Below are 26,920 nucleotides of genomic sequence, written 5' to 3' on the forward strand. Positions count from 1 at the left end.
GATTCGATCGCGATGCCCGGCTTATCGCGGGCGAAAGCCCCGGTTGTCCTGCGTCGTCGCGTGGCGCGCGGATCACGGCACGCCCCTCAATCCGAGCGCGGCCAGCGGGCTGCCCGCCCCGCTGGCCAGGCGCTCCTTCTGCTGCAGATAGCTCATGAACAGACTGGCGGCCTTGTGCCCGCCCGGCACGTCGTTCACCGACAGCACGCGCAGGCCGAGGCTGACCTTGGCGCGGATCGGGTTGAGCGCGGTATCGAAGGCCTCTTCGGTGATGCTCAGCTCGGTGACGCGCACCGGCAGGATCCGCGTCTGGCTCCAGACGAACAGGGCCAGCGGCGTTTCCATCGGGATGATTTCCAGCGTGCCGACCCGGGACATCGCATCGTTGGCGTTCAGCTGCGTGCTGGTGGGATAGATCATCGTCTCCAGCGCGGCCAGCTGGGCGAACACGCCGGTCTCGGTGGCAGCGCGATTGGTGTCGGGAAATTCGAGCTGGTCGGTGGCGTCGATCTCCGCCTCGAGCTTGATCGTCTCCACCGGCGGCCCCTTCAGCCGCAGCACCTCCGAACGATCGCCACCGTCGGCACTGATCGCCTGCACCTGCAGCGAGCGGGTGATCGAGTCGGGGTTGTACTGCAGCGCGATCACGCGCTGCACCGCCGAGGTGTCCGGATCGATCAGCACCAGGCCACCTTTCAGGATGCGCGGCGAACCGGGGAAGCCGCTCATGGCGCGTGTCCTTGGCCGCATGGGGCGCCCATGTCGGCATGAGCCCGCAGCGAGGCGCTCCCGAGGGCACCTTCGACCCTCCCGGCCAGCCACCGGGATGGCCACGGGAACGGGGTGCGATGGCGACCTGTCTCTCCGCACGCGCCGGGCAGCGGTTCGCCGATGGCGGCCACCCGCATCGTTATCGACGGCGCAACGCTGCCGGTCAGGGGAGACGCGCACTGCTCCCTCGCGGGAGGCGCAATCAGGGGGCTCGCCAGGCGGTGCGTACGGGCATCCATCACCGGCCTCCCTTCGGCGGCAGCACGGCGCCGGTGAGAATGTTGATGCCGAAAGACTTCTGCGCAGCTTCGATCACCTTGGAAGGGCAATCGACCGACTGGAACTCGTCATGCGCCGCCTTGCCGGGCTTTGCCTCCTGAGTGACCACCGTGCGCTGGAAGACGATGGCGGCGCGGCGCATGGCCTTGAACGCCCGCTCTCGCTGCTCCCTGAACGGGAGTTTGTCGAACTTCGCCCGTTCAACCGGGTCGCTCGGCGCCATCGGATCGGCGGTGCTACCGGGCGTCTTGCCGAGAAACTCGTCGACTGCGCCCTTCTCCATCGGACGCCCCTTCGGCTCGGGTTGTTGTCCACCCTGTATGGGTGGCAGCTCGCCCTGGCCCTCTGGCGGCACGCCGCTCAAATCGCAGCCCTTGCACACCTCGTCGCTCTGCAGCCACCGCTTGGCTGCCGTTGCGCGATCGACCGCCAGCAGGTTGTTGCCCTCGAACTTGGGCATGTGCTCCTTGCCGCGAGGCCCTTCCGGCGAGGTGAAGCCGCGAATCGAGACTACCTTGTAGCCCTGACTGACCAGGTCGTGCACGTCTTTGGCCGGCAGCGGCAGATCATGGCGGAACTTGTCGCTGGCGTATTCGAAGAAGACGTAACGGGTCTCTTCCACCGGCTTGGTCTTCTGCGGCACGGGATCCACCGCTGCGACGTGGCTGACCTTCTCGCAGGCAAATACCGCGTACTGGCGGCCCTGCTTGGGGCAATCCACCTTGGGCTGCTTGGAGCCGCCACTGAAGGTGAGATTGAGGAAGCCACCCTTGTTGCGCGGGTCGTAGGTGACATCGGCCTTGACGTCGATGTCCTTGGTTTTCACCTCCACGCCGCCGCCGACACCGCTCACCCCTTTCTGGTCGACGGTTACTGTCGGCCCCACCGTAAAGGTGAAGCTCTCGTTCTGCACAATGGTGAATGTCAGTCCCGGGGTGATGCTGACACCCTTCAGCAACGGCGAGCCACCCACAAGGTTCGCCACCGCCTCGCCCACTGCCTTGGGCAGGTCGATCTTCGGCGTGATGGTGACGGCGGTGCCGCCGCGACACACGGCGATGTCCAGCCAGATCTCCTGGCTGTTCCATCCCGGATTCACCGTGGCACGCGTATCCGGCCGCGCCGGCTTGTCGGAGAGCGTCAGAGTGACCCGGTAGTCCCCGTCGTTCGGGCAGCTCACCAAGCGCTCGTTCGGACGCTGGCCCGGATTGGCGGTGCAGTCGGCGGCCATCTGGCGCCGGATGAGTCCGCCACCGGTCGGCTCGACCGTGACTTTTTCGCCGCGCGTCACCGCATCCGCAGCGCGGTCGGCAGCCAACTCATTGGCGTCGCCGGGGTTCCCGAGCTTCAGTGAAGGTTGCAGGCTACCGCTGCCGGAGTCCTGGATCGTGTGCGCCAGCTCATGCGCCAGCAGATGCTGCCCAGCGAGTGTACGCGGTGCGTACTGCTGCTGGCCGAACACGATGTGTTGCCCGACCGTGTACGCCAGCGCACCGACCGCCCCTGCGGATTCAGCTGCACCGGAGTCCGTGTGCACTCGGACTCCGGAAAAGTCGCGGTCGAAGCGCGACTCCATGAATGAGCGTGTGGTGCCATCCAGTGGCTGCCCCGACGAACGCAGCACCTCGTGCACGACTTCAGGCACTACGCCCCCCTCCGTACCGCGACCGGCGCCCTTACGCTGCAGGAACTGACGCTTCTTTGCACAGTCCGCGCATTGACCGCCTCCGGGCGAAAGCACGCCGCAAGCGCACTTGCGCTGCAGCAGCACCGGCGACGCGGTCTGCCCAGTTGGGTTTGCCAACATTCTTCGGGGGTAACCGCTCATCTCTTTCCAGACCCTCCACAGCCACTCGCTACGCCACCAAGTCCGTATCCACCCGCCATCCGTCGTCCGCTCGACTGGGATCAAGGCGGGGCGGGGCAACTGAAGGCCGAATTGATCCCCAGAACTTCGTTCGAGATCGCCTCGTAGCAACCGGCGATCTTGAAGTTCCTGCCCGGTCCACGGAGCGTCTCGTCACCGACTCCCTCGAAATTCACGTGGAGCGCCTCGTGCATAAGGATCCCGGCGCGTCCGTCGCTGTCGTACGCCGACCAGAACGACGGACACAGGAACACCACGCCGCTGCCCGCGCACGACCATGCGTCGCCACCGTTGCGCCCAGTACATGCCCCGGATTCGCAGCCACCGAAGCGAACGCCGGCGCGATCCACGCAGACGTAATTCATCGGCTGCGAGTAGAGCCTCGCCACGAGCGCGAATCGCCGTGAAAGAATCCCCAGCTCCTCGCCCATCGCAACACCTTGTGTCGGCCTCACCACGCCGGTGAGCCGGTTGAGGAATCCGCGCCCCTGGGCTGCAGGCAGCCCGAAGTGCGTTCGATAGGACTGGAACGTGGTTGACGGCGCGGCCGGTATTCCCGAACGTGCCGTTTGCGCATCAGCGGCAAGCGCGTGCGCCAGGCGGGTGGCGAAATCCATGGCCTTGGCGTCGTTGTCTGTCAACTCTGCCAGCGGGTCCGCAGGTGCCCCGTGCGTATTGGCGGCACAGTGCGTCGAGCGCGCCGCCACCCGCCGCATGATTCCGCCCGAATGCCCGCCCGCGCGCGCAGCCATCGATACGCGCCTGCCTTCCATTACGGCATCCGCCGCGGCATCGGCAGCCACTTCCAAGGGGTCGCCGGGCTGGCTCAGCGCATCCCGGGACTTCAGGCCGGATGCAGCCTGTACGACATGCGCCATCTCGTGTGCAAGCAGACGCAACCCGGATGGTGTCTGCGGTGCATAGTTGCCGGGAGCGAAGACGATGTCCCGGCCATCGGTATAGGCCTCGGCGTTCACCGCCTGCGCCGATGCCGCGGCAGTGGAGTCGGTGTGCACGCGAACGTGACTGAAGTCGCGCCCGAAACGGGATTCCATCAGGGTCTGCACGCCGACGTCGAGAGGTTTCCCGTCGGAACGCAGCGCGTCGTGCACGATCGGTGGAATCGCGGCACCCGCCGCACCGTCACCGCACTTGCGCTGCAGGCGCTTGCGTGAGCAATCCGCGCATTCGCCGCCCCCGGGCAAGTGCGTGCCGCAGGCGCATTTGCGCTGCAGCAGGCCCACGTGCAGCCCGCCCGTCCTCGGCGAACCCGGCTTGCTTACCCGCGTGGCGGCATGTGCATCCATTGGCGTCACTTGAACAGGTCGGTGTCGACGAACGCGGCGCGGACCAGCGACCAGAAGTCGTCGGTCAGGCCCATTTCGATGTAGGCATAGGGCATCCAGCCGTAGCCGGACTCGCCCCAGCCGGTTCCCCAGGAATTGCGGATCAGCAGGGCGCCCTTTTCCTTGCCGATCTTCTTCGCGTCGTCGTAACCCACCGCGTCGATTGCGTGACCGCCGAGCACGCGCTCGCCAGCCTTGGGCAACGGGATGTCGCCGGTCCCGGCGCCGACGGCGGGAATCGAATCGTAGACAGTGAAGCCGAACATGCTCGGCAGGCCGGCAGCGAGATGCTTCTTGACCGACTGCACCAGTTTGTCGGGCGAAGTGCCGGGCGGATCGAGCCGGTAGTACTTGAGCGACTGGTAGTTCTGCGCGAACGCGTACAGGAAGGCCGCAGGCTCGTGGTCGAACTTGGCCGGGTCGTAGGTCCAGTACTGCTCAGGCGGGACGCCGAACAGCACCATCGCCTTCATGGTGCTGCGCAGGGTAGCGCCGCGGTCACCGGTCCAGCCGAGCAGGTTGCGTGTCGCCTTGTAGAGGAACAGCCGCGAACCATCGAGGTGCCGGCCGAACGCGCGGCGCTCGTAGTACTCCAGCAGTCCCACGCCGGCATTCGCGGTACACGAACCCAGGTCGCCCTGGTCCTCGATCGGCGAGCACCATGCACGCAGGTCCACACTGGTCGGCAGCTTTTTCGCTGCCAGTGCCTTCAACGGCCTCGACTTGGCCAGTACGGCGCCGATCTGCGGCGCATCGGTGGTGTAGTCGCGGAAATCGGGGATGTCCGGTTGCCAGCCCATCGCGCCGACCGAGTGGTTGCTGGTCTGCTTGTTCATCGTTGCCTCCCGTCGATCCGGTCGCCGGTCTGCGCGGGACGAATTTCCCTAGACCCGATGCCCAGCCCCTGCCCCACTGCACCGGCGATGCGTGTGCCCAGCCCTCCCTGCGCCCGCCCGCCATCGGATATGGAAGGTGCAGTAATCGCGTCAACGCATCCGATTCTGCGCAGTGCATCCGTTGCGCCGGGACCGCCGAGTATTCGGCCCAGTTCCCGCTCCAGCGCCGCGCGCACGTCGGCAGCAAGCTCGCCACCCAGCAAGGGTTGGTCGAGTGCCAGCCGTTCGATGCGGAGCTCGATCCTCATGCCTGGCCCCCCGCGCTCTCCAGCCAACGGAAGTCGGCCTCGTTGACGGGCTTGCCGATCTTCTGGAACTCGGCACGGGCCGCTTCGAGGATCAGCGGCATGGTGATCTGCACGCCGGCGCGGGCGGCGAGGAACGCCGCGTTCAGCGCGATGCCCTGGATGCTTCCGCCGGTGAGCGCCAGCCGGGCGAGGCGGGCCACGTCCAGCGGACCGATGGCCAATTGCGGCGGGAATACCGAGCTCCAGATCGCTTCGCGCTCGGCCACGCCCGGGAACGGAAAGTTGATGACGAACCGCAGCCGGCGCAGGAAGGCGCTGTCCAGCGCGCCCTTTTGGTTGGTCGCCAGGATCGCCAGGCCACGGAACGACTCCAGCCGCTGCAGCAGGTAGTTCACCTCGATGTTGGCGTAGCGGTCGTGGCTGTCCTTGACCTCGCTGCGCTTGCCGAACAGGGCGTCGGCCTCGTCGAAGAACAGGATCGTGCCGCCCTCCTCCGCCGCGTCGAACAGCATGCGGAGGTTCTTTTCGGTCTCGCCGATGTACTTGCTGACCACCGCCGACAGATCGATGCGGTACAGCGACAGGCTTAGGGCATGGGCGATCGCCTCGGCCGCCATGGTCTTGCCGGTGCCGCTCTCGCCGGCGAACAGTGCGCTGATCGACAGGCCGCGGTTCATCCGCTCGCGGAAGCCCCAGTCGTCGTAGACCGTGCTGCGCTGGGCGACCTGGTCGGCGATCTGGTGAAGCAGGTTCTTCTCGGTGTCGGGCAGCTTGAGATCGTCCCAGGTCGCCTTGGGATCGATGCGCTGTGCGAGCTGATCGAGCGCCGGCCGCGTGCGCGCCAGCGCGCCCTGCCACAACGCCTCGCCCAGGCCTTCCAGCCGTTGTCCGGTCGCGGCCAGCGCGGTGTGCGCGACCTGTCCGATCTTGCCGAGGTTGAAATCGAAATGACCGGACAGCTGCCGCGCGTGCTGGTCAGCGCCTTCGCCCAGCAGGTGCTGCCAGACGGTGCGCTGCTCCATCGCGGTGGGTCGGGCCACCTCGGCGCCCAGCACATGGGCACCGCTGTCGTTCCAGGGCTCCCGGGTGTCCACGAACAGCAGGCCGCCGGTCCGGGCGAGGAAGCGGCGAACCGGGCCGGAGGCGGCTTCGGTGGCGTCGACGGCGGATGCATCGACGTACAGCGCCACCGACATCAGCAGGCTTTCGCGTCGCCACAGGCGCGCCAGGGCGTCCTGGTCGGCAGTGCCCGGGGGCAGCAACTGCGCCGACAGACGGAACGCCTGCGCGCCGAAGGTCGCCGCCACCGTCTGCGCGATGGCCTGCTTGCTGGTGCTGTCGGTGCCGATCAATTGCACCGTGGGCAGCGGTTCGCCGAACGGGATGTGGCGAAGGTGGTCGATCAGGCGGTCGGCCACGGCCTGCTGCGACGGCGGCAGGCTGTCCGTGCCCAGCGGCGTGAGCAGCGGCATCAGGCGATCGTCGATGTAGTTCAGACCCTTGGCGAAATTCACGATGCGCTCGTCCGCGCTCAGTGCGGCGCCGATCAGGGGCTGCGGCCCCGGCTGGTGGATCTCCAGCAGGCGCCAGTAGCGCAGCGGCCGTTCCGGCGCCATGGCGTCCCAGGTCGGCTGGTCGAACACGGCAAAGGCCAGCGCGAAAGTCGGCCAGGGTTTGCTCATGTCGTGCTGGGCCTGCGCGCACAGCGCGGGCATTCGCGTATCCAGCTCCATGCCGATGCACAGCAGGAGCACGTCGCGTTCGAAGTCGGACAGCCCCAGCCGTTGCGCCAGCAGTTGCAGTGCCGGGGTGAAGGCCGGGGGGGCGTCCGAAGCATCCGCGGTACTGGCGAGGATCGGTGCCGGCGCAGGCTCGGCGGCCGCTGTGTCCGAAGCTCCGGCTTCGGGCAACGCCGGAGCGACAGCCGGTGTCGCGTGCTCGCGGAAGACCCGGGACAGCCAGGAGACATGCCGCTGTTCGGCGGCCGGCTCCTGCGGCGTCGCGGTCGCCGGAACGTCCGCGACATGCGGCGCGGCGGCCACCGGCTCCTCGTGTCGACCCGCCGCCCGCTGCAACCGCGCGCGCAGGTCCGCCAGCGCATCGGCAAGGTAGCGGTCGTTCTCGGCGAGCCACTGTGCGTAGTCGCTCATGACACCACCACCTGCTGATCGCTGGCGAACGCCGGCACCGGCCCGCTGAAATCCACCGGGATGCTGTCGGCGCCGTCCACGCGCAGACGCACCGTATAGGTGCCCGCGGTCACCCCGGGCACGTCGAAAGTCAGGGTCGTGGGCTGCTGCGGGTCGGCGGGGTTGTTGATGCTCTGCGGCGTGACGCTGCGGTCGCCGAACAGCAGGAACACGCGCTGCCCGTCGCGGATGCGCGGCAGGCAGGTCAGCGTAAGGTGCTGCGTGCCAGGCGTACCGGTCAACGGACTGATCGTGATCACCGGGGCCAGCGCCAGTGGCAGTTCGTTGCTGACCAGCACCGGCGATCCCGGCGGCTGCGCGAGCAGCGCCAGCGTGTAGATACCCGGCGCCCAGCGCGACGGGGCCTGGGGATCCCCGGTGCTGTCGGCCAGATGGACCTGCAGCGTGCCGGGCGCCGCACCCGCCGCCGGCGCCACGTCGACCGGTGCGTCGAGACGCAGGCTGCTGAAGCGGGCCAGCATGTTGGTCGGGGAGAGCTGGTTGCCGCTGAGTACGAGATCGTCTCCCAGCCGCGCGGCCGTTTGCGCATGCGGCAGTGCGATGCCGCTCAGCGACGGCGCCATCGAGGCCGAGCTGATCACGCCGCGATCCTGCGGCCCGCGCCGCAGCACCGGCAGGCTGGCGCGTGCCGGCGACTGGCTGTCGATCAGCACCACGGTGGCCTCGTAGGCGGCGGACACCCGGTAGTTGGTCTGGAATGCCGTCCACAGCTTGGACAGCTCTTCCACGCTTTGCGGCAGCGGTGTCAGGCGCACGCGTTCGATCTGGTCGGCCAGGTCGTTGTCGGGCAAGGCGTTGCGGATGTCGTCCGCGTCCAGCAGCGGACGGTCGTGCAGGGTGCTCATCGCCGAGGCCAGGACGCGGTGGCTCACCGCGTCGTTGTCGCTGTCGCCACGCCCCCACGCTGTGAGCAGGTAGTGCAGGTTCAGCGCCAGCGCCGGCTGGGCCGTCTCGCCGGGGCGCACGCGACCCGGCATGTCCATGTTGCGCCAGCCCGCGTTCCACACGACCTGGAACAGGAACAGGTTGAGCTGCGCCTTGGTGATGCCCTTTCGCGCGAGATCCAGCGGCTGCAGGGTCACCTCCAGATCGCTCAGGTCGGTGTCCAGCAGCGGCATGCGGGCCAGCAGCACGTTGCGCAGCGTGCGCGTGGCGGCGGCGATGGCGAGGACGTTGCTCATGGCGTGGGCCGGTCGCGCTGGCGCAGGTATTCGTCGAGTGCACTGCGGCGAGGCGCGGGTGACGGGCGCGGCGCCGATGCATGCGAGGGCGCGGCACGCACCTCGAGCCGGCCGATACTGACGTGGACGACGGGCTCCGACGGCATGTGGGATGAATCGTCCGGCGGGCCTTTCGATGGCCGCGCTGCCAGAACCGGTGGGCTTGCTGGCCCCTCCTTTCGTGTGGCGAATACCGGTTGTCCGGGGGGGAGCAATACACCCAGCGGCTGCTCGGGCGTCGGGGGCGTGGAGCCCGGCGGGTGCTCGACTCGGGTCGTCCGCCGCAGAGGCTGAAGCGCACCGGTCGTCATCGGAACGGCGTTCGCCACCGTGGTCGATGGAGCACGTTCGGCCGCGAGCAGCGCTGGCTGCGACGCCGCAGGTGACTCGGTCACGACGACGATGCGTTCGCCCGGCACCGCGACCTGCGCTATCTCACGCGGAAGCTGACGCGTCATCGGCGCATCGGCAACGGGAGTGGCTACCCTGCCCTGCGCTCCGTGCGTCTCGGTGGGTGCCCGAGCGGGCTCCCGCACTACCGAGGCGACGATCTGCGCCTGCAGGGATTCCTCCGTGACCGCCGCTCCGGCATGCCCGGCCGGCTCGAACAGCGACGGCAGGCGCGGCGACAGCATCGACGCATCGCCGAGGGTTCGCAGCACCACCCGGTCGAGGAAATCGCTCACGACGTGCATTGCTCCAGGTAGGCCTGGCGACGACGTGGCGTCATCGCGAGGATGTCCGCTTCACTCCAGTGGTAGTGACGCGCCAGCGTGTCCACGTCGCGCAGCAGGCGAAGCGCCCAGGCATGCAGCTCCCGCCACAGGAAACGGGCGATGTCGAAGACCGGCTCCCAGTCGTGCCCGCAGTCGGGGCAATGGAAGGCCAGTTGCAGATCCGCCTGCGGATCGGCGGCGGCCATGGCCTGGGCCAGCTCGGCCAGGGCCGACTCCGGTAGCGCCTTCACCGGCGAGCCATCGGACGCCCGGGTGGTTACGGTCACGCAGCGTTCGACCAGCAGCCGCCGCGCCCCGGCAATGTCTGCGCAGCGCTCCAGGGCCAGCAGATCGCTGCAATCCACCCGGCGAAAGCGCACGTGCAGATCATGGGCGGTGAGGTGCAGCTCCAGCGCGCTGGCGGGTGCAGCGGCGCCCTGGTCCGCGGCGAGCAGCAGCGCGTCGGCATCGAAACCGGCCTCGACCATCGTTCCGCAGGCCGGGCACTGCGCCACGCCCTCGAGGCGGCGTCCGAACAGCCGCGCATGCAGTTGCAGCAGCAAGGCATCGCGACGGCCCAGCGACAGGCCCGACAGCGGCTCGTCGGCAGGCATCTCCTCGCTGGCGCCGAGCAGGCACAGCCCACGCACGGCGGCAGAGGCGTCAGCGCCGCGTTCCCACGCCTGCAGCCACCGGGCGGCCGTCGGCTGCATGGCTCAGCCCGCCGGCACCGTGAAGCTGGGCTCGGTGGGCTCCTGCACGCTGACGTCGCGCTCCCAGCCCTCGTTCTCCAGCTTCAGGTGCTGGATCGCCACGGCGTTGGCATTGGCGTCCAGATCCGGCAGCGCCTGGTACTCCGACACCCAGCAGCGATACAGGTGATAAGACAGCACCAGCTGACCGGCTTCGTTGTAGACCTCCAGGATCAGGTCCTTGCGGAAGTCCTTCAGCGACACCTCGGCCCCCAGGCCGGCACCGAAATGCCAGACCTTGTTCGCCCACTTCTCGAACTCCAGGTCGTGGGTGACCCCGCGCTCGACGGTGATCGCCTCGTACTCGGTGCGACCGGGCGACTTGCGGCTGCTGCTGGGGTCGCCGCCCTCGCGATGCTTGACCACTTCGGTGGTGCGCTTGAGCCCGGACACCTTGCTGATCCCGGCCACGTAGCGGCCATCCCATTTCAGCCTGAACTTGAAGTTCTTGTAGGGATCGAAACGCTGCGCATTGACGCTGAACTGAGCCATGGTGTTGTCCTCAGGACTGGATCTGGCCGGCCATCTGCTGCAGCTGGATGACCACGAATTCGGCGGGCTTCAGCGGCGCGAAGCCGACGACGATGTTGACGATGCCGAGGTTGATGTCGTTCTGCGTGGTGGTTTCGCCATCGCATTTGACGAAGTACGCATCGGTGGGCGATTTGCCCTGGAAGGCGCCCTGCCGGAACAGGTTCTGCATGAATGCGCCGACGTTGAGACGGATCTGTGCCCAGAGCGGCTCGTCATTGGGTTCGAACACCACCCACTGGGTGCCGCGGAACAGGCTCTCCTCGATGTACAGCGCCAGGCGCCGCACCGGCACGTACTTGTATTCGTCGGCGAGCAGGTCGGCACCGCGCAGGGTGCGCGAACCCCACACCACCGGACCGCTCAGCGGAAAGCTGCGCAGGCAGTTCACGCCCAGCGGATTGAGCATGCCGTTCTCGGCATCGGTGAGTACCGTGCTCAGGCCCTGCACGCCATTGAGTGCGGCGTCGAGTCCGGCCGGCGCCTTCCACACCCCCCGCTGCGTGTCGGTGCGCGCCATCACTCCGGCCACGATGCCGCACGGCACGAAGGTGTCGATCTGCCCCTGCCGCGCCGGATCGGACTCAAGCACCCGCGGGAAGAACAGCGCGGCATTGCGGGCAGCCGTCCCGTTCAGTCCCAGCGCGGTGAGTGCCGCGTTGTTCGACTGGGTGATGGCGCCGGCGCTGGTCCAGGCGGCCGGTGCATCGACGATCAATAGCGCCCGGCGCTCCACGCAGAACGCCATGGCCGCCTGGTACACCGCGTTGCTGGTATCGCCGCCGCGGATGTCCGCCGGGATGCACAGCAGGTTGAACAGGTCGGTCTTCTTCAGCGCGTACATGCCGGTCTTGGCATCCGGGTCGCCGTTGTAGCTGGCATTGTCCAGTGCCGCGCTGTCGATCGCCGCCGTCGAGACGCCGGTGGAAGTGCCGTCCTGGTCCCACACCGTCTTGCCCGTCGGCACGGTGTCGGACATCGCTGCCGGCGTCGTGGTTGCCGGTAGGCTCATGCTGGCCGCCACGCGGATCAGCGCGGAACTGGCCTTGAGCACGCGATCGACGCGGCGCGGGCTCTCCTTCACGCTGACGTTGAGGAAGCTCTCCTGCGCACCACTGGCCATGTCGCGCACGGTCACGTTGAACAGGTCGGCGGCAGCCAGTCCGTAGAGCGTCGCCACGTCGGTGGAGACATGGTTGTCGATGCGCACCCGCAACTGGTTGCCCCAGGTACCGGCCGAAGCAGCCTGCAGCGGCAGGTTGGTGATCGCCAGTTGCGCGTTGGCGGTGCCGGCAGCGCCCTTGTACAGGCGCACGACGATCGCCTGGGCACCACCGTTGAGGAAAAAGTCGCGCACCGCGTAGCCCATCGGAAACGCCGGATCCAGCGCACCGAACGTGCGCTCGTAGTCGCCGTAGCTGTTGACGGTTACCGGGCCGTCGGCGTCGGCATCGGTCGGCCCTTTTGCCGCCCGGCCGACGAAGGCGGCGATCGATGTCGCCACCCCGGTGATGGTGCGCACGCCGCTGGGAATCTCCTCGATATAGACGCCTGGATAATTCAGGGTGGCTGGCATGGTTGTTTCCTCTGTGATGGCGGAGTGCAACGGTCAGTGCAGTGACGACGGATCGGCGCGGTTCAGCGCGTACAGGGCGGCGCCGCCCGGCAGCCGGTCACGGCGCAACTGGCCGCGGTCGACCAGATGCCCCAGCGCGCTCTCGATGCGTCGGCGTTCGGTTTCGTAGCGCTGCTGCGGCAACCACCAGCTCACGATGCCTTCGAGCGTGTCAGCGGCGTCGGGGTGCTGCGCCAGGTAGGCCAGTACCGCGTGTTCCACTTCGCGCCAGTCGTTCTGTTTCTGGTTCTGCCGAGGGCTCATGCGTCACCTCCACCCGAGGGGCTACGCAATCGCCGTGCCACTGGCTCGTGAGGAGGAAAATGGCGCCCCGCATGGATGCCGGGCGACAAGGCGCCCGGAAACCGGGTCAGGCATGACCCGGGGCTCCCTGCGGGCGGGTCAACGTGTACCCATGTGCGATGGCGGAGGGACGTCCGGCTCGATGGGCGAAGCCAGGACGCCCCGTACACAGCCCTTCGGGCCTTCGGACGGTTGTCGCGCGCGGGGATCCGCCGGAGCGGGTCGACCGGGGGCTAGCGGAAGGCGTTCGTCTCGATGCCGTGCTTCTTCAGCAACTTGCCGAGCTGGCGCCGCTCGGTCCCGGAGAGGCGAGCGGCGGCGCTGATGTTGCCGGCGGCTCTCGTCATCAGGCCGAGCAGGTACGAGCGCTCGAAGGCGCTGACGGCATTCTGCTTGGCGCAGACATAAGGCAGGTTGGCGTCGTTCAATGCCACCGATGCGGCGGCAGAGGTTGGCGCAACCGACGCTGGCGTGACGAGCGCCTCCAGGACCGACGCGCCGATCACGGCACCTTCCGCGCCCAGGTAGGCCCGCAACACCGCGTTCTCCAGCTCGCGCACGTTGCCCGGCCATGCGTGTGCCTCGAGCAGCTTCAGCGCCTCGTCGGTCCACGCCTTGGCCTGCCCGCCCATCCGCTCGGCGACCCGCCCGAGGAAGTATTCAGCCAGCAGGGGGATGTCGCTCTTGCGCTCGCGCAGGGGCGGCATGCGCACATACAGCGCGTTGAGCCGGTATTGCAGGTCGCGGCGGAAGTGACCGGCGACCACCTGCGCCTCGAGGCTGGCATTGGTGGCGGCAACGATGCGCGCGCTTGAGACCCGCGCCGCGCCGCCACCGACAGGCCGGTATTCGTTGTTCTCGAGAAAGCGCAGCAGGGTCACCTGAGCCTTGCTGGAGAGCGAATCCACCTCGTCCAGGAACAACGTGCCGCCGCGGGCACGGTCGATGAGTCCCGGTTGGGCGTGCCTGGCGTCGGTGTAAGCGCCTCGTTCGTGCCCGAACAGTTCGTTCTCGATCAGGTTGTCCGGCAGGGCTCCGCAATTCACCGGCACGAACGGCCGCTCGCGACGCGAGCTGGCGTAATGGATTTCCCTGGCGGCGAGCTCTTTGCCGGTGCCCGTCTCGCCCTCGATCAGCACCTGCACGTCGCATCCGGCATAGCGATGCAGCAGCGCACGCGTCTGCTCGAAAGCTGCGGATTGGCCGAGCATGGCCGGCATCGCCCCTTCTCCCTGAGAGCCTGTCGAGCCGCTGATGCTTCGCGCCGGTCCCTTGCCAGAAAGCTGGGCCCCACGGCACTCGAGCACCTTGGCGGTGACTTTCGATCGGTTGCCTGCAGTTTCCCCTTCAGCCTTGCCAAATAGACACAAAAACAGGATCAAATCAACTAACTAGGCACCCAATGACAGAGCCGGGCCGGCATGCGCAGAGCGGCAAAACGGCGACGTTTTGGCGTGCGTTGAAAATAGACCGGAAAACCGGCGGTGAACCCCGGAATGCGCTGGGCCGCGGCGCCCCGGGGTGAGGTAAGGCGGACCCGGCTGCCCGGTCCGGGTGGGTCACGGCAGACCCACCCCTGAGCCGTATCGCCTCCCGGCCGCCGCGGCGCGGCGCCCCTGCCGTGAGGCCTGAACGTGGCACGAAGCTTGCGACCTGTGCTGCGTCCCGGGACAGCGTCCCCGCTGCTTCGCACACGTCAGGAGGTCAAAGGCGCAACACCGCCGATTGCGACGACCTGGAGGAGCGCGTCGAGTCGGCGCTGAAGACACGGCGGGAGGTCGCATCCGGGGAGTACGAATCGCTAGTGCGCAGGTGGCGACAGGGACCGAAGTGCTGATCTCGAACCGGCGGACGCAGTGATACGGCGGCATTGGACTCCAAGCCGCCGTGCCACTCGAATGTGGCGGACGTTGCCTTGGCACGGCTCGCGATAACGCGCTCTGATCGCCCGCTCCGCGCCGTGTTAGGTTCGCCAGCGTTTGACGTCCTCCCATTCCCCGAAAGGAGAGTCGCATGCATCTGCGCACGCTCGGCAGCACTGGGCTCGAGGTATCGGCGATCGGCTTGGGCTGCATGGGGCTGACCCATGCCTACGGCGAGCCCGTCGAAACGAAAGCCGGCATCGCCCTGATCCGGGCGGCCGTCGATCGCGGGGTTACCTTGTTCGACACCGCGGAGATCTACGGGCCCTACACCAACGAGCAGTTGCTGGGCGAGGCGCTGGCGCCGATGCGCGATCAGGTGGTGATCGCCACCAAGTTCGGCTTCGCTGTCGGCGACGCAAGTGTCAGGCGCAGCAGCCTCAACAGCCGGCCCGCGCACATCCGGGAAGTCTGCGATGCTTCACTGACTCGCCTGAAGACCGACCGGATCGACCTGTTCTATCAACATCGCGTGGACCCGGACGTGCCGATCGAGGATGTCGCCGGCACGGTCCGCGACCTCATTGCCGAAGGCAAGGTGAAGCACTTCGGCCTGTCCGAGGCCGGCGCCGAAACCATTCGTCGCGCGCATGCGGTGCAGCCGGTGGCGGTGCTGCAGAGCGAGTACTCGCTGTGGTGGCGCGAACCGGAAAGCGGGATCCTGCCCCTGCTCGAGGAACTGGGCATCGGGTTCGTGCCGTTCAGTCCGCTCGGGCGGGGCTTTCTCACCGGGGCCATCGACGGCAGCACCGAATTCGCCCAGAACGACTTCCGCAACCGCCTGCCCCGCTTTGGCGAGGAGGCCCGCAAGGCCAACCAGGCGCTCATCGATGCGCTCGACGGCATTGCGCGGGGCAAACACGCCACCATGGCGCAGATCGCCATCGCCTGGCTGCTGGCCAGGAAGCCGTGGATCGTGCCGATCCCCGGCACCACCCGGCTCGCTCGCCTGGAAGAAAACCTCGCGGCGACCGAGATGGAACTGACTCCGGAAGATTTGCAGGCCATCCAGCGTGTCCTGGACCGTGTCACCGTGCATGGCGAACGCTATCCGGCGCACCTGGAAAAGCAGACCCGCCGATAACTCCGGCCACCCGCGCGGTCATCAAAGCCGCGCCCGATGCGCGTCCGGCCTAGCCGGCGCCAGACGCACGACACGCCCGATCCGTCGCGGCTCGGGACGCACTTTTTCCTAACGCCCGCCAGCCCATGATGCCGGCCCCTGCTTGCCGAAGCCCTCCGGGAGCCATCGATGATCTTCACCGTGTTTCTTGTCAGTGCGGACGACGCGAAAATCGAGCACCTCGAGGAGGCGCCCGAACTGCTCGACTACGACGGACGCCCGTTCTCGCTGCGCGGCGGCCCGCGGACACCGCAGCCGACCGACCACGCGTGGGATCCTGTCGCCGTGTATGCCCCGGACGAACTGAGCGAAGAGGAATTCCTGGAGCTGTTCGAGATCCACCGCAAGCGGATCCCGGAATTGAACCTGAGGTATTGAACGGGCGCATCGGCGTTCGCGGTCACCGGCCCTGTCCACCGCGGCGCGTCAGGCGTCAGGACACCTCATGCGCGCAATGGAACGGCGACCCGCACCCGCGCATCCACGTTCACGCGGCGCCAGCGCTTGACGTCGCCGGGTACGCGGCAAGGCGCAGCGCGCGATAGGCCTCGACCAGCCCGCCCTGGGTGAAGGCGCGATTCCTCCCGCTTGGATTGGGCAGCACCCAGACCGAACTGCCCTGGAGCGTGTCTGGCTGCCGGCCCCAGGCGACGGCGGTTCGCCCGGCGATGGCGCTGTAGGCGACCTTGCCGAGAAAGGCGATGCAGCCGGGCCGGTAGCGGGCGATCTTCTGCTCAAGGGCAGCAGCGGCGGCGAGGAACTCCGCGGCCGACAGTTCGTCGGCGCGCGCAGTGGGACGCTCGACCATCGTGGTCAGGCCGCACCGGTAGTCCAGCAGCAGATGATCGTCCTCGGGGCGCAGCAGCCGGCCGGTGAAACCTGCCTCATGCAGCGTCCGCCAGAAACGGTTGCTCCGGCCCTCGAAGTGGTGCCCGCTGGCCGCCGCCCGCAAGCCCGGATTGATGCCGCAAAACACGACGGCCAGGCCTTCGTCGAGGAGGTCGGTCAGCCCTTCAGCCATGACCCGACGCGCTGGGGCGTACGGCGATGAAGCAGACCGCCGTCATCCGCAGATCACGCCGACGGCTTTTTCGGCGAACCGTCTCAGGTCCTCACGGGAGCTGCCGGCACGCGCCCGGATGGCCATCGTCTGCATCGTGGCGGTGGCGAGCATTGCCAGTGCTTCCGGGTCGGCGCACCGCTTGAGTTCGCCGGCCTCCTGCGCCAGGCGCAGACGCGCCGCGAAGTCGCCATCGAGCTTGCGGAAACCGTCGCTGACCACCCTGCGGGTCTCCGCGTCGTGCACCGCTTCGGTCACCGCCGTTCCCACCACGAAACATCCACGCGCCCGGCCGCGGCCGGAGAAATAGATCGACAGCGCGGCGTCGTAGACGCTCATCAGCGCCTGGCCGATCGGCAGGTCTCCGCCCAGTGCCTCGTGCATCGCGGCGAGCTTGTGCTCCCAGTAGGCGTTCAGCGCTTTCAGGTAGATGGCGCGCTTGTCGCCGAACGCGGCCCGCAGGCTGGGCCGGTTCATGCCGGTGGCGGTGGCGATGTCGTCGAGGGAGGTGCCGGCATAGCCGGTCTTCCAGAACACCTCGGTCGCCTGCTGCAGCGCCGTGCCCGGCTCGTACGCCCGTGGCCGGCCACGCGGCTTGCGCCCGCCCTCGTCTTTTTTTGTTCCACTTTGCATAAAAACCCTTGAAGACCGTCCTTGCCGGGAATATTATCCGGATCCGAACAAAATTCAACACACCCCGCCCCGGCGATGCCGCCGCGCGCCACACCCGCCAGCGACGGCGCCACTCACACGAGATAACGGATCCAGACGATGCATGAGCAAGTCGACGACAACACCGATACCCCGGACCCGGGGCATGGGCACGCAGCGACGCCCCGAACGACAGGGGAACGACTGCGCTGGCCGTTGATGCTCGCGCTGCCGCTGGCGTTGATCCTGGGCGGCGCGGTCTGGCTCATCGCCGGCAGGCGCTACGTCTCCACGGACGATGCGTTTGTCCGCGCGGCGCGGGATTCGATCAACGCCCGGGTATCCGGCCAGGTGGTGGAGATCCGGGTGAAGGACAACCAGCGGGTCAGGAAAGGCCAGCTTCTGTTCCGCGTCGATCCGCAGCCGTACCGGATCGCGGTAGCCCAGGCGCAGGCCCGGCTGGCCAGCGCGCGCCTGCAGATCCGGGCACTGAAGGCGACCTATCGCCAGCAACTGGCGGACTCCCTCTCCGCCCGCGACGCGGCCGATTTCGACCGGCGGGAATTCGCGCGCAAGAAAGGCCTGCTCGCATCCAACTTCGCCTCGCGCGCCGCCTATGAGCGGGCCGAGACGGACTTCAAGGTCGCCCGGCAGCACCTCGCCTCGGTGCAGCAGCAGGTGGCGCGGACCGTGGCCGGCCTGGATGGCGATCCGGACATCGACACCGACAAGCATCCGGCGGTGCGTGAGGCTCAGGCCCAGTTGGATCGCGCACGACTGGACCTGTCCTATACCCACGTCGTCGCACCCGACGACGGCATCGTGACCCATGTCGATGACCTCCAGGTGGGCGACTTCGTCAGCGGCGGGGCGCCGGTCTTTTCGATGATGTCCACCCGCGACGTCTGGATCGAGGCCAATTTCCGCGAGACCGGCCTGACCCGGATGCGCCCGGGACAGCCGGCCACCGTGGAGGTGGACGCCTATCCCGGGCACCCGTTCCACGCCCACGTGGTCAGCATGAGTCCCGGCACCGGGTCGGATCTCTCGGTGCTGCCGCCGGAGAATGCCACCGGCAACTGGGTGAAGGTGGTCCAGCGCCTGCCGGTGCGCCTCGAGCTCGATGCCCCCGATGCGCGCTGGCCGCTGTATTCCGGCATCAGCGTGACCGCGTGGGTGGATACCGGGGCACAACGGAAACCGGCCGGGACCGTCGCGGACGCACGTCTGTGAACACCTCCCCTGCCCCGGCCACGACGTCATTTGGCCATCGCGCCATCGTGGCCGCCGCCCTGCTCGCCACCTACATGCAGGCGGTCAACATCTCGCTGCCGAATGCCGCGGTGCTGCACATCCAGGGCAGCCTGTCGATGACCGACGACGAGATCGGCTGGGTGTTCACCTCCTACATCGCGGCCAGCGCCATCGTCATGCCGCTGATGCACTGGCTGGCCGCCCGTTTCGGGCGCAAGACCGTGTTTCAGACGTCCATCGTGCTCTTTGGCGTGGCGCTGGTGCTCGACACGCTGGCGACGACACCGCTGCAGTTCGTCGCCGCACGCATCTTCCAGGGCGCCGCGGGCGGCACGCTCGCGCCGCTGTCCATGGCGATCCTGCTCGACGAACTGCCGCCGTTGCGGCACGGGCGGATCGGCATGGTGTGGAGCGTGACCTCGCTGCTCGGCATCCTCAGCGGGCCGGGCATCGGTGGCTGGCTCAGCGAGTATTGCGGCTGGCATGCGCTGTTCTGGTTCAGCCTGCCGATGGTCGCGTTCATCCTGCCGGCCATGGGCCTGTACCTGCGCGAAAAGAAGTTCGCCAAGGGTCCGCCGCTGGACGTCTTCGGGCTGCTCACTTTCACCCTGGGCGTCGCGGGGCTGCAGATGCTGCTCGATCGCGGCGAGCGCCTGGAATGGTTCGCCTCGACCGAGATCCGGGTGGAAGCCATCGTCTCGGCGCTGGGCTTCTGGCTGTACATCGTGCATGCACTTACGCGGCACGAGCACTTCCTGCACAAGGCGTTGTTCCGGGACCGCAATTTCGGGCTCAGCACGATCATTTTCTTCGCCTTCGGCTTCGTGCTGCTGCCGACGCTGGCGCTGACCTCGCCGATGCTGGAGGAGCTGCTCGGCTACCCGGCCGACACGGCGGGCTACCTCACGATTCCGCGTGGCGCCGCGCTGATCGGCGCGCTGATCCTGACCTGGCGTGCGCCACGGGTGATCGACAACCGGCTGCTGGTGGCCTTCGGCATGGCGCTGGTGATCTACGCCAACTGGCGCATGCTCGGTTATTCGCCGCTGATGGATGGCACGCCGGTGATGGTCGCAGGTGCGCTCCAGGGCGCGGGCCTGGGCATGATGATGCCCGCGCTCACCCGGGAAGCCTTCGGCACGCTGGACCCCAGGTTCCGTGCCGAGGGCACGGTGCTGTTCAATCTGTCGCGGCTCTACGGCAGCACGATCGGCGTCGCGATCGTGCAGATCTACTTCTACAACAACACGCAGAGCGTGCACCTGGCGCTGGCCCGGCATCTGCGCCCCTACGGCGTCGCCGCGCAGGCGACCGGCACGCTCGCGGGGCCGGCGCTCGGCGCGATCAACGAGATGGTCACCGGCCAGGCGGCACTGATCGCGGTAATCGGCCAGTTCAAGCTGCTGATGCTGGTCATGCTCGCAGCCAGCCCGCTCGTGCTGTTCCTCCGCAAACCCCGCCAACGCCTCTGACAGGCCGGAGCCGCACATGAAACTGTCTGGATCAACCCTTCTCCGGCGCGTCGCCCGGACGGCGCTGTTCGCCGCCCCGGCCCTGCTGCTGTCGGCCTGCATGGTCGGCCCCGACTTCTCGCGACCGGCCGCACCCGCTTCGCGCCACTACGACCTGCAGGCGGAACGTTCGCTCGCCGCCGGTCGGGTCGATGGCGCGCTGCACATCGCTCCGGATCGCGCACCCACCGACGACTGGTGGGCGGTGTTCGGCTCGCCGAAGCTGGACCAGCTCATGCGCCAGGCGGTCGCCGGCAACCTGGACCTCGACGCCGCCGATGCGACCATCGCTCAGGCGAACGAAGCCGTCGCCGCGGCCGGTGGAGCGCTGTGGCCCCAGGTGGATGTAGCCGCCCAGGACGGGCGCCAGCACGCCGGACGCGGAAGCACCGCCACCCGGTACGCGATCGGCCCGCAGGTCAGCTTCGATTTCGACCTCTTCGGCGGCAACCGGCGACGGATCGAGGCGCAGGCGGCGCTGGCCGAACTGCAGCGCCATCGATTCGATGCCGCCTACCTGACCGTGACCGGCGATGTCGCCCGCCAGGCGATCCTGCTTGCCTCGGCGCGGGCGCAGATGGATGCGCTCGACGAGCTGCTGGCCGACGACCGCAGGAACCTCGAACTGGTCCGCTCCGCCGAGCGCTACGGCAGCGCGACCCAGGTGGACGTTGCGCTGGCGCAAAGCCAGCTCGCGCAGGATGAAACCTTGCTGCCGCCACTGGCGCAGCAGCGCGATACGGCGCGGCACGCGCTGTCCGTGCTTGCGGGGAAAGGTCCCGCCGACTGGACGCCGCCGGACTTCGCACTGTCCGATTTCGTGCTGCCGGCCGACCTTCCCCTCACCCTGCCCTCCGAACTCGCGCGTCGACGCCCGGACATCCTCGAGGCCGAGGCCGAACTCCACGCGGCAAGCGCGGCAATCGGCGTCGCCACGGCGGACCTCTATCCGCACCTGCAGCTCTCAGCGTCGCTGAGCCGGGCCGGACCGGGCGCAGCCACGCTCTGGGGTGTCGCCGGGGCGTTGACCGCACCGATCTTCCACGGAGGTACCCTCAAGGCGAACCGCCGCGGCGCCGTCGACGCCTACCAGGCCAGCTTCGCGATCTACCGGCAGACGGTGATCCGCTCGCTGGGTCAGGTGGCCGACCTGTTGCAGGCGATCCATCACGACAACGAGGAATACTCGGCGCAGCAGCGCGCATTGGACGCCGCCGGAACCGGCCTGCGGATGAGCCAGGCGGGCTACCGGGCGGGCGAGACCGGCCTGCTGCAGGTACTCGACGCCCAGCGGGCCTACCAGCGCGCGCGGATAGGGCAGCTCCGCGCGAAGACGGCGCAGTACCTCGACACGGCGCAGCTCTCCGTCGCACTGGGTGGCCATTCCGATAGCGCTCTTGCGCGCAGGATGGCCCGCGACAACGAATGATGACCTGGAGAACCGACATGCAACCTGCAGAACATCTTTACGAAACCACCCTCCCGCTGGCCACCGGAGCCGGAACGCTGCCCGCGGTCGGATTCGGCACCCTGATCCGCGATCCCGTCGCGGCCCGAAAGGCGATCCGGGTGGCGCTGGAGACCGGCTTTCGCCACCTCGACTGCGCCGAGCTGTATCGCAACGAGGACGTGGTCGGCCAGGCGATGCGCGAGGCCTTCGAGGCCGGCACGGTGAAGCGCGAGGATCTGTTCGTCACCACCAAGCTGTGGAACAACAACCATCGTCCGGAGCGGGTCGGCCCCGCGCTCGAGGCGAGCCTGAAGCGCCTGCAGCTCGATTACGTGGACGGCTACCTCGTCCACACGCCCTACGCCTTCCAGCCCGGCGACGAGCAGTATCCGACCGACGAAAACGGCCAGCCCGCCTACGACCGCGAGGTGACACTGGTGGAGACCTGGCGGGCGATGGAGCGGCTGGTCGACGAGGGCAAGTGTCGCTTCATCGGTCTTTCCGACATCCGCCTGGAGCGGCTGAAGGAGATCGTCGCGGTGGCCCGGATCATGCCTGCCGTGGTGCAGGTGGAATGCCACCCCTACCTGCCCGAGTGGGAACTGCTGGAGTTCTGCCAGGCCCACGGCATCGTGCTGCTGGCGTTCGCCCCGCTGGGCCACGGCATGGAACCGCGGATCACCGACGACCCGGTGATCCGGGCCATCGCGCAGCGGCTCGACCGGACGCCGGCACAAGTGGCGCTGGCCTGGGCCGTGCAGCGTGGCAGCGCCCTTTTGACTACATCGACCAACCCCGATCACATCCGGGAAAACTTCGCGATCTCGCCCCTGCCCGAAGACGCCATGCAGGAGATGCGCAGCGATATCGAGACGACGTTCCGGCTGAATGCCGTGGTGGATACCGGCGTTCCGGGATTCGTTCCCAAGGCCGGCTGATGCGGCGACCGATGCGGCCGTCGGGGCCGCATCGGAGTCAGGAGGCTGGATATCCGGCAGCAGAAGCGCTGAACGCCCGGGCCTGCCGTGTCGGGCGGAGCCGGTGGGCTAACCCTCGTAGCGCAGCACGACCATCTTGTCCTGGGACATGTCTTCCATCGAATACGGGATGCCGCCCACGCCGTAGCCCGATTGCCGGCGACCGGCGAACGGCATCCAGTCGGTGCGGAACGCCGTGTGGTCGTTGACCAGCACCGTGGACGCATCCAGGCGCCGGGCGGCGCGCATCGCCGGAGCGATGTCGGAGGAGAACACGCTGGCCTGGAACGCAAAAGGCAGCGCATTGGCGGCCTCGATGGCCTGGTCGAGATCACGGTAGCGGTAGACGCAGGTGACCGGGCCGAATATCTCCAGCTGCGACACTTTCGCCTCGGTCGGCGGATCGAGCAGCACGGCCGGCGCGAGCGTGGTCTCGGACCGGCGCCCGCCGCCCACGATCGTCGCACCGGCGGACACCGCTTCCTCGGTCCACGACAGCACGCGATCCGCCTCGCGCGGGGCGATCAGCGGGCCCATCTCGGTGCGCTCGAGCAATGGGTCGCCCACCCGCAGTGCCTGGACACGGGCGGCCAGCCGCTCGATGAAGCCGTCCGCGATATCCGCATGGACGAAGATGCGCTGGGTGGACACGCAGACCTGGCCGGCGTGGTAGTACCCGCCCTTCACGATCGGCTCGATGATCGTATCGAGCGGCGCGCTGCGATCGACGATCACCGGCGCGGCGCCGCCATGCTCGAGCGCGCAGCGCGTCCCGGGCGGCAGCTTGCTGCGCAGATACCAGCCGACCTTGGCCGAGCCGATGAAACTCAGGAACGCCACCCGCGGATCGGTCGCCAGACGCTCGGCCAGCGCGTTGTCGTCGGTGATGAAGGTCTGGCACCACGGCTCGTCCAGCCCGGCCTCGCGCAGCAGGTCGACCAGGCCAATGCAGGACAAGGGCGTGACGGCCGCCGGCTTGACGATGACCGGGCAACCGACGGCGATCGCCGGTGCCACCTGGTGAACGATGAGGTTCAGCGGATGATTGAACGCGGAGATGGCCGCGACCACCCCGATCGGTTCCTTGGTGGTGAAGGCCCAGCGCCCTTCGCTGGCTGGCGTCAGGCCCATCGGGATCTCGCGACCGGCGAAGGTGCGGATCGCCTCGGCCGCGTTGCGCAATCCGTCGACGGCCCGGATCACTTCCACCGCCGCATCCGGCCACGGCTTGCCGCCCTCGCGGGCGATCAGCCGGGTGAAGTGGTCCTGCCGCGTTTCCAGCAGGGCCGCCGCACGTAGAAGGACGGCGCTGCGCTGATGCGGTTTCAGCCACGCGTCGCGGTCGGCCAGCATGCGACTGGCCGAGGCGAGCTTGGCCTCGAGGGCGGCGGCATCGTCGACGGGCAGCTCCGCAATGAGGGTACGGTCGAATGCCTGCACCACCTGCAGTGGACGGGTCATGATCAGTCCTCCTTCTGGATGGGCAGGCGCTGCTGCAGCTCGTCAACCAGCACGCGCTTGTTTTCCGAGTAGTCGATGGGCACCACCACGAGCTGCACGCCCCCATCGGTGAACGCCTTTTCCAGCGTGGAGCGCAATGCGCCGACCGTCTCCACCCGGGTGCCGGTCGCGCCGTAAGCCTTCGCATAGGTCACGAAGTCCGGGTTGTCGAAGGTCATGCCGTAGTCGGGGAACGCATCCACCGCCTGCTTCCAGCGGATCATGCCGAAGGCACGATCCTCGATGACCAGCACCACCAGGTCGAGCTTGAGCCGGACGGCGGTCTCGAGCTCCTGGCTGTTCATCATGAAGCCGCCGTCGCCGCACACGGCCATCACCCGGCGCCCGGGATACAGCATCGCGGCCATGATGGCCGAGGGCAGGCCCGCGCCCATGGTCGCCAGCGCGTTGTCGAGCAGGAGCGTGTTGGCGACCTGCGTGCGGTAATTGCGCGCGAACCAGATCTTGTACATGCCGTTGTCGAGGGCGAGGATGCCGTCGGCCGGCATGACCTCGCGCACGTCGTGCACCAGCCGCTGCGGCGTGAAGCGGTCCTCGGTGGCGCGCGCGGCGACCCGGCTCAGGATCCCCTCCCGCAGCGGCAGCAGCGCCCGGGCATGCGGGATGTGTCCTTCGACGCGATCGGCCAGTTGCCGCAGCGACGGCCCCAGGTCACCGACCACCTCGGCCTGGGGGAAGTAGACCTGCTCGACATGCGCGGGCTCGTAGCCGATGTGCACCACCTGCGGCCCCTTGGCGCCCATCAGGAACGGCGGCTTTTCGACCGTGTCGTGACCGATGGTGACGATCAGGTCCGCCCGTTCGATCGCCTCGTGCACATAGTCGCGTTCGGAAAGCGCCGCGGTGCCCATGTACAGCTCGGTGCCGCCCGGCACCGTGCCCTTGCCCATCTGCGTGGTGAAGTACGGGATGCCGGTGCGCAGGACGAACGTTGCGAGATCGGACGAGGAGCGCGGACGCGACGCCGCCGCGCCCAGCATCAGCAGCGGCGCCTGCGCCTGCATGATCAGCTGCGCGGCACGCTCGATGGATTCGGCGCTCGCCACGGGCAGCTCGATCGGATGCGCCGGGATCAGCGCGATCTCTTCGCACGACTCCGCGGCGATGTCCTCGGGCAACTCGAGCAGCACCGGTCCGGGCCGTTCCTCCGCGGCGACGCGGAACGCCTCGCGCACCATCGCAGGGATCATGGTGGGCGAGACGATCTGCCGCGACAGCTTGGTCAGCGGCCGCATCGTGGCGATCACGTCGACGATCTGGAACCGCGCCTGCCGGGACGATCGGATCGCCTTCTGGCCGGTGATCATGATCATCGGCATGGCACCGAGGAGTGCGTACCCGGCCCCAGTCGCCAGGTTCAGCGCACCGGGCCCGAGCGTGGTGATGCAGACCCCGGGCTTGCCGGTGAGCCGGCCATAGGTCGCCGCCATGAAGGCCGCCGCCTGTTCGTGCCGGGTCAGCACCAGCTGGATCGACGACTTGCGAATGGACTCGACCAGGTCGAGGTTTTCCTCGCCGGGGATCCCGAAGATGCGCTCCACGCCCTCGTTCTCGAGCGCGGCGACGAACAGATCCGAAGCTTTCAACATGACCTATCTCCAAAGATAGCCAGGCGGCCCGGTGCGCCTCGTGCGAGCCGCCGCCGGGATCCCGGCATGGGCTTTCATCCCGCCGGCGTGCAGACCAGCTCGATGCGCGCGCCACCGGGCTCGCGGATCATGCAGTGCACCCTTGGCCCCTTGCCTACCGGCTCGGGGGCGAACTCGACCACGACATCCGGCCAGCCCGACACCCGCGCGTGGAGATCCGAAAGGACATCGAGGTCCGCGATCTTCAGGGCCAGGTGATGCAGGCCGACGTTTCGGCGCCGGTCGAACGCGGCATGGCCGGCGTCCGCCTGCCATAACGTCAACCGCGTGGTGCCATCCGATACGAAGACGGCCGGATACGCGGGATTCTCGCCCACCACCGTCCATCCCAGGCACTCCACGAAAAAGCGTCGCGAGCGCTCGATGTCGCCCACGGTGAGGCCGACGTGGTCGACACCGAGGGTGTAGGGAGTCATGCCTGCCAAGGACCGTACTCCTGCATGGTGGCCGGACAGCGCGTCCAGCCGGATTCGCGGGTAACGCTACGCCTCATGCGTTGCCAAACGAATAGCCGAGACCCGGCAGACACTCTTGCGCATACCGGAAGAATGCCGCCGCCAGCGCGGGATCGCCTCCCTTCCCGTCATCGCCCCGTCCGGAAGCCCAAGGGTTACCCGGCCCGCCGGAGCACCCCGCGCAGGACGGTGCCGGGCGCGACCGTGTTGAACACCGTGCCGAACTTCTTCACGTTCTCGTGGAGCAGTTCGAGCCGGTGCTCGCTCTCGTCGGTGTCGACCAGGATCTCGTAGTCGATCGACTCCATCCGCGGCGGCACGTCCTGGCGCACCCCGTGCACGCGCACTTCCACCCCGCGAAGCCGGAAATCCAGTATCGGCGTGACCCGCTCGATGCCCTTGAGCATGCAGGCCGACAGCGCGGCCAGCAGCAGCTCGGCCGGGTTGAAGGCGTCGCGACGTCCACCCAGGTCGGTGTCCAGCGCGAGGTCGGCGTCCTTGCAGCGCGCCGTGCTGCCGTGGGCGCCGATACGGCGCGCGCTGACATCGAAAGTCATTTTTGTGCGGGTGTCGCTCATGGCGATTCCTCGGTA

The 26,920-nt window shown here is 68.1% G+C and carries 25 protein-coding genes; 6 read left to right on the forward strand and 19 right to left on the reverse strand.

Going from position 1 to position 26,920, the window contains the following annotated elements; all coding sequences use genetic code 11:
* Nucleotides 1-72: 72 nt before the first annotated feature.
* From NC595_RS14350 to NC595_RS14410, 13 genes are all read right to left on the reverse strand, one after another.
* Nucleotides 73-729, reverse strand: coding sequence for a hypothetical protein (locus NC595_RS14350; protein WP_253567557.1), 657 nt, complete (start codon nucleotides 727-729; stop codon nucleotides 73-75).
* A gap of 280 nt (nucleotides 730-1,009) precedes the next feature.
* Nucleotides 1,010-2,878, reverse strand: a complete 1,869-nt coding sequence (locus NC595_RS14355; RefSeq protein WP_253567558.1) for an eCIS core domain-containing protein — start codon at nucleotides 2,876-2,878, stop codon at nucleotides 1,010-1,012.
* A gap of 80 nt (nucleotides 2,879-2,958) precedes the next feature.
* The gene (locus tag NC595_RS14360) at nucleotides 2,959-4,161 is read right to left on the reverse strand and encodes an eCIS core domain-containing protein (RefSeq protein ID WP_253567560.1); all 1,203 of its coding nucleotides are present in this window, start codon (nucleotides 4,159-4,161) and stop codon (nucleotides 2,959-2,961) included.
* Between the two features lie 68 nt (nucleotides 4,162-4,229).
* Complete coding sequence (locus tag NC595_RS14365; protein ID WP_253567562.1) at nucleotides 4,230-5,099, reverse strand: C1 family peptidase; 870 nt, start codon at nucleotides 5,097-5,099, stop codon at nucleotides 4,230-4,232.
* Nucleotides 5,096-5,407 (reverse strand): hypothetical protein, encoded by a 312-nt coding sequence (locus NC595_RS14370; protein ID WP_253567563.1) that lies wholly within the window; start codon nucleotides 5,405-5,407, stop codon nucleotides 5,096-5,098. The genes NC595_RS14365 and NC595_RS14370 overlap by 4 nt, the downstream gene beginning before the upstream one ends.
* Nucleotides 5,404-7,557: an ATP-binding protein gene (locus NC595_RS14375; protein ID WP_253567564.1), complete on the reverse strand. Its 2,154-nt coding sequence runs from the start codon at nucleotides 7,555-7,557 to the stop codon at nucleotides 5,404-5,406. The genes NC595_RS14370 and NC595_RS14375 overlap by 4 nt, the downstream gene beginning before the upstream one ends.
* Nucleotides 7,554-8,798 (reverse strand): Pvc16 family protein, encoded by a 1,245-nt coding sequence (locus NC595_RS14380; RefSeq protein WP_253567565.1) that lies wholly within the window; start codon nucleotides 8,796-8,798, stop codon nucleotides 7,554-7,556. Before NC595_RS14380 ends, NC595_RS14375 begins: the two co-directional genes overlap by 4 nt.
* Entirely contained in the window at nucleotides 8,795-9,523 is a 729-nt protein-coding gene (locus tag NC595_RS14385; RefSeq protein ID WP_253567567.1) for a hypothetical protein, read from the reverse strand. Before NC595_RS14385 ends, NC595_RS14380 begins: the two co-directional genes overlap by 4 nt.
* Nucleotides 9,520-10,266 (reverse strand): T4 family baseplate hub assembly chaperone, encoded by a 747-nt coding sequence (locus tag NC595_RS14390; protein WP_253567568.1) that lies wholly within the window; start codon nucleotides 10,264-10,266, stop codon nucleotides 9,520-9,522. Before NC595_RS14390 ends, NC595_RS14385 begins: the two co-directional genes overlap by 4 nt.
* Nucleotides 10,267-10,269: 3 nt before the next feature.
* Nucleotides 10,270-10,797 carry a phage tail protein gene (locus NC595_RS14395; RefSeq protein WP_253567570.1) on the reverse strand — a complete coding sequence of 176 codons (528 nt, stop codon included), beginning with the start codon at nucleotides 10,795-10,797 and terminating at the stop codon, nucleotides 10,270-10,272.
* Nucleotides 10,798-10,807: 10 nt separating this feature from the next.
* The gene (locus tag NC595_RS14400) at nucleotides 10,808-12,412 is read right to left on the reverse strand and encodes a phage tail sheath subtilisin-like domain-containing protein (protein WP_253567572.1); all 1,605 of its coding nucleotides are present in this window, start codon (nucleotides 12,410-12,412) and stop codon (nucleotides 10,808-10,810) included.
* Between the two features lie 33 nt (nucleotides 12,413-12,445).
* A complete protein-coding gene (locus NC595_RS14405; RefSeq protein WP_253567574.1) occupies nucleotides 12,446-12,715 on the reverse strand; it encodes a hypothetical protein in 270 nt (89 codons plus the stop codon).
* 272 nt (nucleotides 12,716-12,987) lie between these two features.
* Nucleotides 12,988-13,974, reverse strand: a complete 987-nt coding sequence (locus NC595_RS14410) for a sigma 54-interacting transcriptional regulator (RefSeq protein WP_425493163.1) — start codon at nucleotides 13,972-13,974, stop codon at nucleotides 12,988-12,990.
* A 793-nt stretch (nucleotides 13,975-14,767) separates the two neighbouring features.
* On the opposite strand from NC595_RS14410, the gene NC595_RS14415 reads away from it, so the two are divergent.
* Entirely contained in the window at nucleotides 14,768-15,760 is a 993-nt protein-coding gene (locus NC595_RS14415; RefSeq protein WP_253567576.1) for an aldo/keto reductase, read from the forward strand.
* 168 nt (nucleotides 15,761-15,928) lie between these two features.
* Complete coding sequence (locus tag NC595_RS14420) at nucleotides 15,929-16,177, forward strand: hypothetical protein (protein WP_253567578.1); 249 nt, start codon at nucleotides 15,929-15,931, stop codon at nucleotides 16,175-16,177.
* 109 nt (nucleotides 16,178-16,286) lie between these two features.
* Here the strand turns inward: NC595_RS14420 and mug are convergent, their stop codons facing one another.
* On the reverse strand, nucleotides 16,287-16,820 hold the full coding sequence (gene mug, locus NC595_RS14425; protein ID WP_253567580.1) for a G/U mismatch-specific DNA glycosylase: 534 nt from the start codon (nucleotides 16,818-16,820) through the stop codon (nucleotides 16,287-16,289).
* Nucleotides 16,821-16,862: 42 nt separating this feature from the next.
* Entirely contained in the window at nucleotides 16,863-17,492 is a 630-nt protein-coding gene (locus NC595_RS14430) for a TetR/AcrR family transcriptional regulator (RefSeq protein WP_253567582.1), read from the reverse strand.
* Nucleotides 17,493-17,630: 138 nt separating this feature from the next.
* Here NC595_RS14430 and NC595_RS14435 point away from each other — a divergent pair, with 138 nt between their 5' ends.
* The 4 genes from NC595_RS14435 to NC595_RS14450 are packed head-to-tail and all read left to right on the forward strand — an operon-like array spanning nucleotide 17,631 to nucleotide 22,663.
* Nucleotides 17,631-18,743 (forward strand): HlyD family secretion protein, encoded by a 1,113-nt coding sequence (locus tag NC595_RS14435; RefSeq protein WP_253567584.1) that lies wholly within the window; start codon nucleotides 17,631-17,633, stop codon nucleotides 18,741-18,743.
* Nucleotides 18,740-20,236 (forward strand): DHA2 family efflux MFS transporter permease subunit, encoded by a 1,497-nt coding sequence (locus NC595_RS14440; RefSeq protein WP_253567586.1) that lies wholly within the window; start codon nucleotides 18,740-18,742, stop codon nucleotides 20,234-20,236. Before NC595_RS14435 ends, NC595_RS14440 begins: the two co-directional genes overlap by 4 nt.
* 16 nt (nucleotides 20,237-20,252) lie before the next feature.
* Nucleotides 20,253-21,704: an efflux transporter outer membrane subunit gene (locus NC595_RS14445; protein ID WP_253567588.1), complete on the forward strand. Its 1,452-nt coding sequence runs from the start codon at nucleotides 20,253-20,255 to the stop codon at nucleotides 21,702-21,704.
* Between the two features lie 17 nt (nucleotides 21,705-21,721).
* Nucleotides 21,722-22,663, forward strand: coding sequence for an aldo/keto reductase (locus NC595_RS14450; protein WP_253567590.1), 942 nt, complete (start codon nucleotides 21,722-21,724; stop codon nucleotides 22,661-22,663).
* Nucleotides 22,664-22,771: 108 nt separating this feature from the next.
* On the opposite strand, the gene NC595_RS14455 is transcribed toward NC595_RS14450, so the two are convergent.
* The 4 genes from NC595_RS14455 to NC595_RS14470 form a co-directional block, all read right to left on the reverse strand.
* On the reverse strand, nucleotides 22,772-24,163 hold the full coding sequence (locus tag NC595_RS14455; protein ID WP_253567591.1) for an aldehyde dehydrogenase family protein: 1,392 nt from the start codon (nucleotides 24,161-24,163) through the stop codon (nucleotides 22,772-22,774).
* A 2-nt stretch (nucleotides 24,164-24,165) separates the two neighbouring features.
* Complete coding sequence (locus tag NC595_RS14460) at nucleotides 24,166-25,812, reverse strand: acetolactate synthase large subunit (RefSeq protein WP_253567592.1); 1,647 nt, start codon at nucleotides 25,810-25,812, stop codon at nucleotides 24,166-24,168.
* Nucleotides 25,813-25,886: 74 nt separating this feature from the next.
* Nucleotides 25,887-26,288, reverse strand: coding sequence for a VOC family protein (locus NC595_RS14465; RefSeq protein ID WP_253567594.1), 402 nt, complete (start codon nucleotides 26,286-26,288; stop codon nucleotides 25,887-25,889).
* A 194-nt stretch (nucleotides 26,289-26,482) separates the two neighbouring features.
* Nucleotides 26,483-26,905: an OsmC family protein gene (locus tag NC595_RS14470; RefSeq protein WP_253567596.1), complete on the reverse strand. Its 423-nt coding sequence runs from the start codon at nucleotides 26,903-26,905 to the stop codon at nucleotides 26,483-26,485.
* Between the last annotated feature and the right edge of the window lie 15 nt (nucleotides 26,906-26,920).

Source organism: Dyella lutea (assembly GCF_024158035.1).
Classification (GTDB): domain Bacteria; phylum Pseudomonadota; class Gammaproteobacteria; order Xanthomonadales; family Rhodanobacteraceae; genus Dyella_A; species Dyella_A lutea.

What these genes read in the sequence shown, in the direction of transcription:
- NC595_RS14350 (WP_253567557.1), bottom strand. Translation starts at nt 729, where the DNA reads ATGAGCGGCTTCCCCGGTTCGCCGCGCATCCTGAAAGGTGGCCTGGTG.
- NC595_RS14355 (WP_253567558.1), bottom strand. Translation starts at nt 2,878, where the DNA reads ATGAGCGGTTACCCCCGAAGAATGTTGGCAAACCCAACTGGGCAGACC.
- NC595_RS14365 (WP_253567562.1), bottom strand. Translation starts at nt 5,099, where the DNA reads ATGAACAAGCAGACCAGCAACCACTCGGTCGGCGCGATGGGCTGGCAA.
- NC595_RS14370 (WP_253567563.1), bottom strand. Translation starts at nt 5,407, where the DNA reads ATGAGGATCGAGCTCCGCATCGAACGGCTGGCACTCGACCAACCCTTG.
- NC595_RS14375 (WP_253567564.1), bottom strand. Translation starts at nt 7,557, where the DNA reads ATGAGCGACTACGCACAGTGGCTCGCCGAGAACGACCGCTACCTTGCC.
- NC595_RS14380 (WP_253567565.1), bottom strand. Translation starts at nt 8,798, where the DNA reads ATGAGCAACGTCCTCGCCATCGCCGCCGCCACGCGCACGCTGCGCAAC.
- NC595_RS14390 (WP_253567568.1), bottom strand. Translation starts at nt 10,266, where the DNA reads ATGCAGCCGACGGCCGCCCGGTGGCTGCAGGCGTGGGAACGCGGCGCT.
- NC595_RS14395 (WP_253567570.1), bottom strand. Translation starts at nt 10,797, where the DNA reads ATGGCTCAGTTCAGCGTCAATGCGCAGCGTTTCGATCCCTACAAGAAC.
- NC595_RS14400 (WP_253567572.1), bottom strand. Translation starts at nt 12,412, where the DNA reads ATGCCAGCCACCCTGAATTATCCAGGCGTCTATATCGAGGAGATTCCC.
- NC595_RS14405 (WP_253567574.1), bottom strand. Translation starts at nt 12,715, where the DNA reads ATGAGCCCTCGGCAGAACCAGAAACAGAACGACTGGCGCGAAGTGGAA.
- NC595_RS14410 (WP_425493163.1), bottom strand. Translation starts at nt 13,974, where the DNA reads ATGCCGGCCATGCTCGGCCAATCCGCAGCTTTCGAGCAGACGCGTGCG.
- NC595_RS14415 (WP_253567576.1), top strand. Translation starts at nt 14,768, where the DNA reads ATGCATCTGCGCACGCTCGGCAGCACTGGGCTCGAGGTATCGGCGATC.
- NC595_RS14420 (WP_253567578.1), top strand. Translation starts at nt 15,929, where the DNA reads ATGATCTTCACCGTGTTTCTTGTCAGTGCGGACGACGCGAAAATCGAG.
- mug (WP_253567580.1), bottom strand. Translation starts at nt 16,820, where the DNA reads ATGGCTGAAGGGCTGACCGACCTCCTCGACGAAGGCCTGGCCGTCGTG.
- NC595_RS14430 (WP_253567582.1), bottom strand. Translation starts at nt 17,492, where the DNA reads ATGCAAAGTGGAACAAAAAAAGACGAGGGCGGGCGCAAGCCGCGTGGC.
- NC595_RS14435 (WP_253567584.1), top strand. Translation starts at nt 17,631, where the DNA reads ATGCATGAGCAAGTCGACGACAACACCGATACCCCGGACCCGGGGCAT.
- NC595_RS14445 (WP_253567588.1), top strand. Translation starts at nt 20,253, where the DNA reads ATGAAACTGTCTGGATCAACCCTTCTCCGGCGCGTCGCCCGGACGGCG.
- NC595_RS14450 (WP_253567590.1), top strand. Translation starts at nt 21,722, where the DNA reads ATGCAACCTGCAGAACATCTTTACGAAACCACCCTCCCGCTGGCCACC.
- NC595_RS14455 (WP_253567591.1), bottom strand. Translation starts at nt 24,163, where the DNA reads ATGACCCGTCCACTGCAGGTGGTGCAGGCATTCGACCGTACCCTCATT.
- NC595_RS14460 (WP_253567592.1), bottom strand. Translation starts at nt 25,812, where the DNA reads ATGTTGAAAGCTTCGGATCTGTTCGTCGCCGCGCTCGAGAACGAGGGC.
- NC595_RS14465 (WP_253567594.1), bottom strand. Translation starts at nt 26,288, where the DNA reads ATGACTCCCTACACCCTCGGTGTCGACCACGTCGGCCTCACCGTGGGC.
- NC595_RS14470 (WP_253567596.1), bottom strand. Translation starts at nt 26,905, where the DNA reads ATGAGCGACACCCGCACAAAAATGACTTTCGATGTCAGCGCGCGCCGT.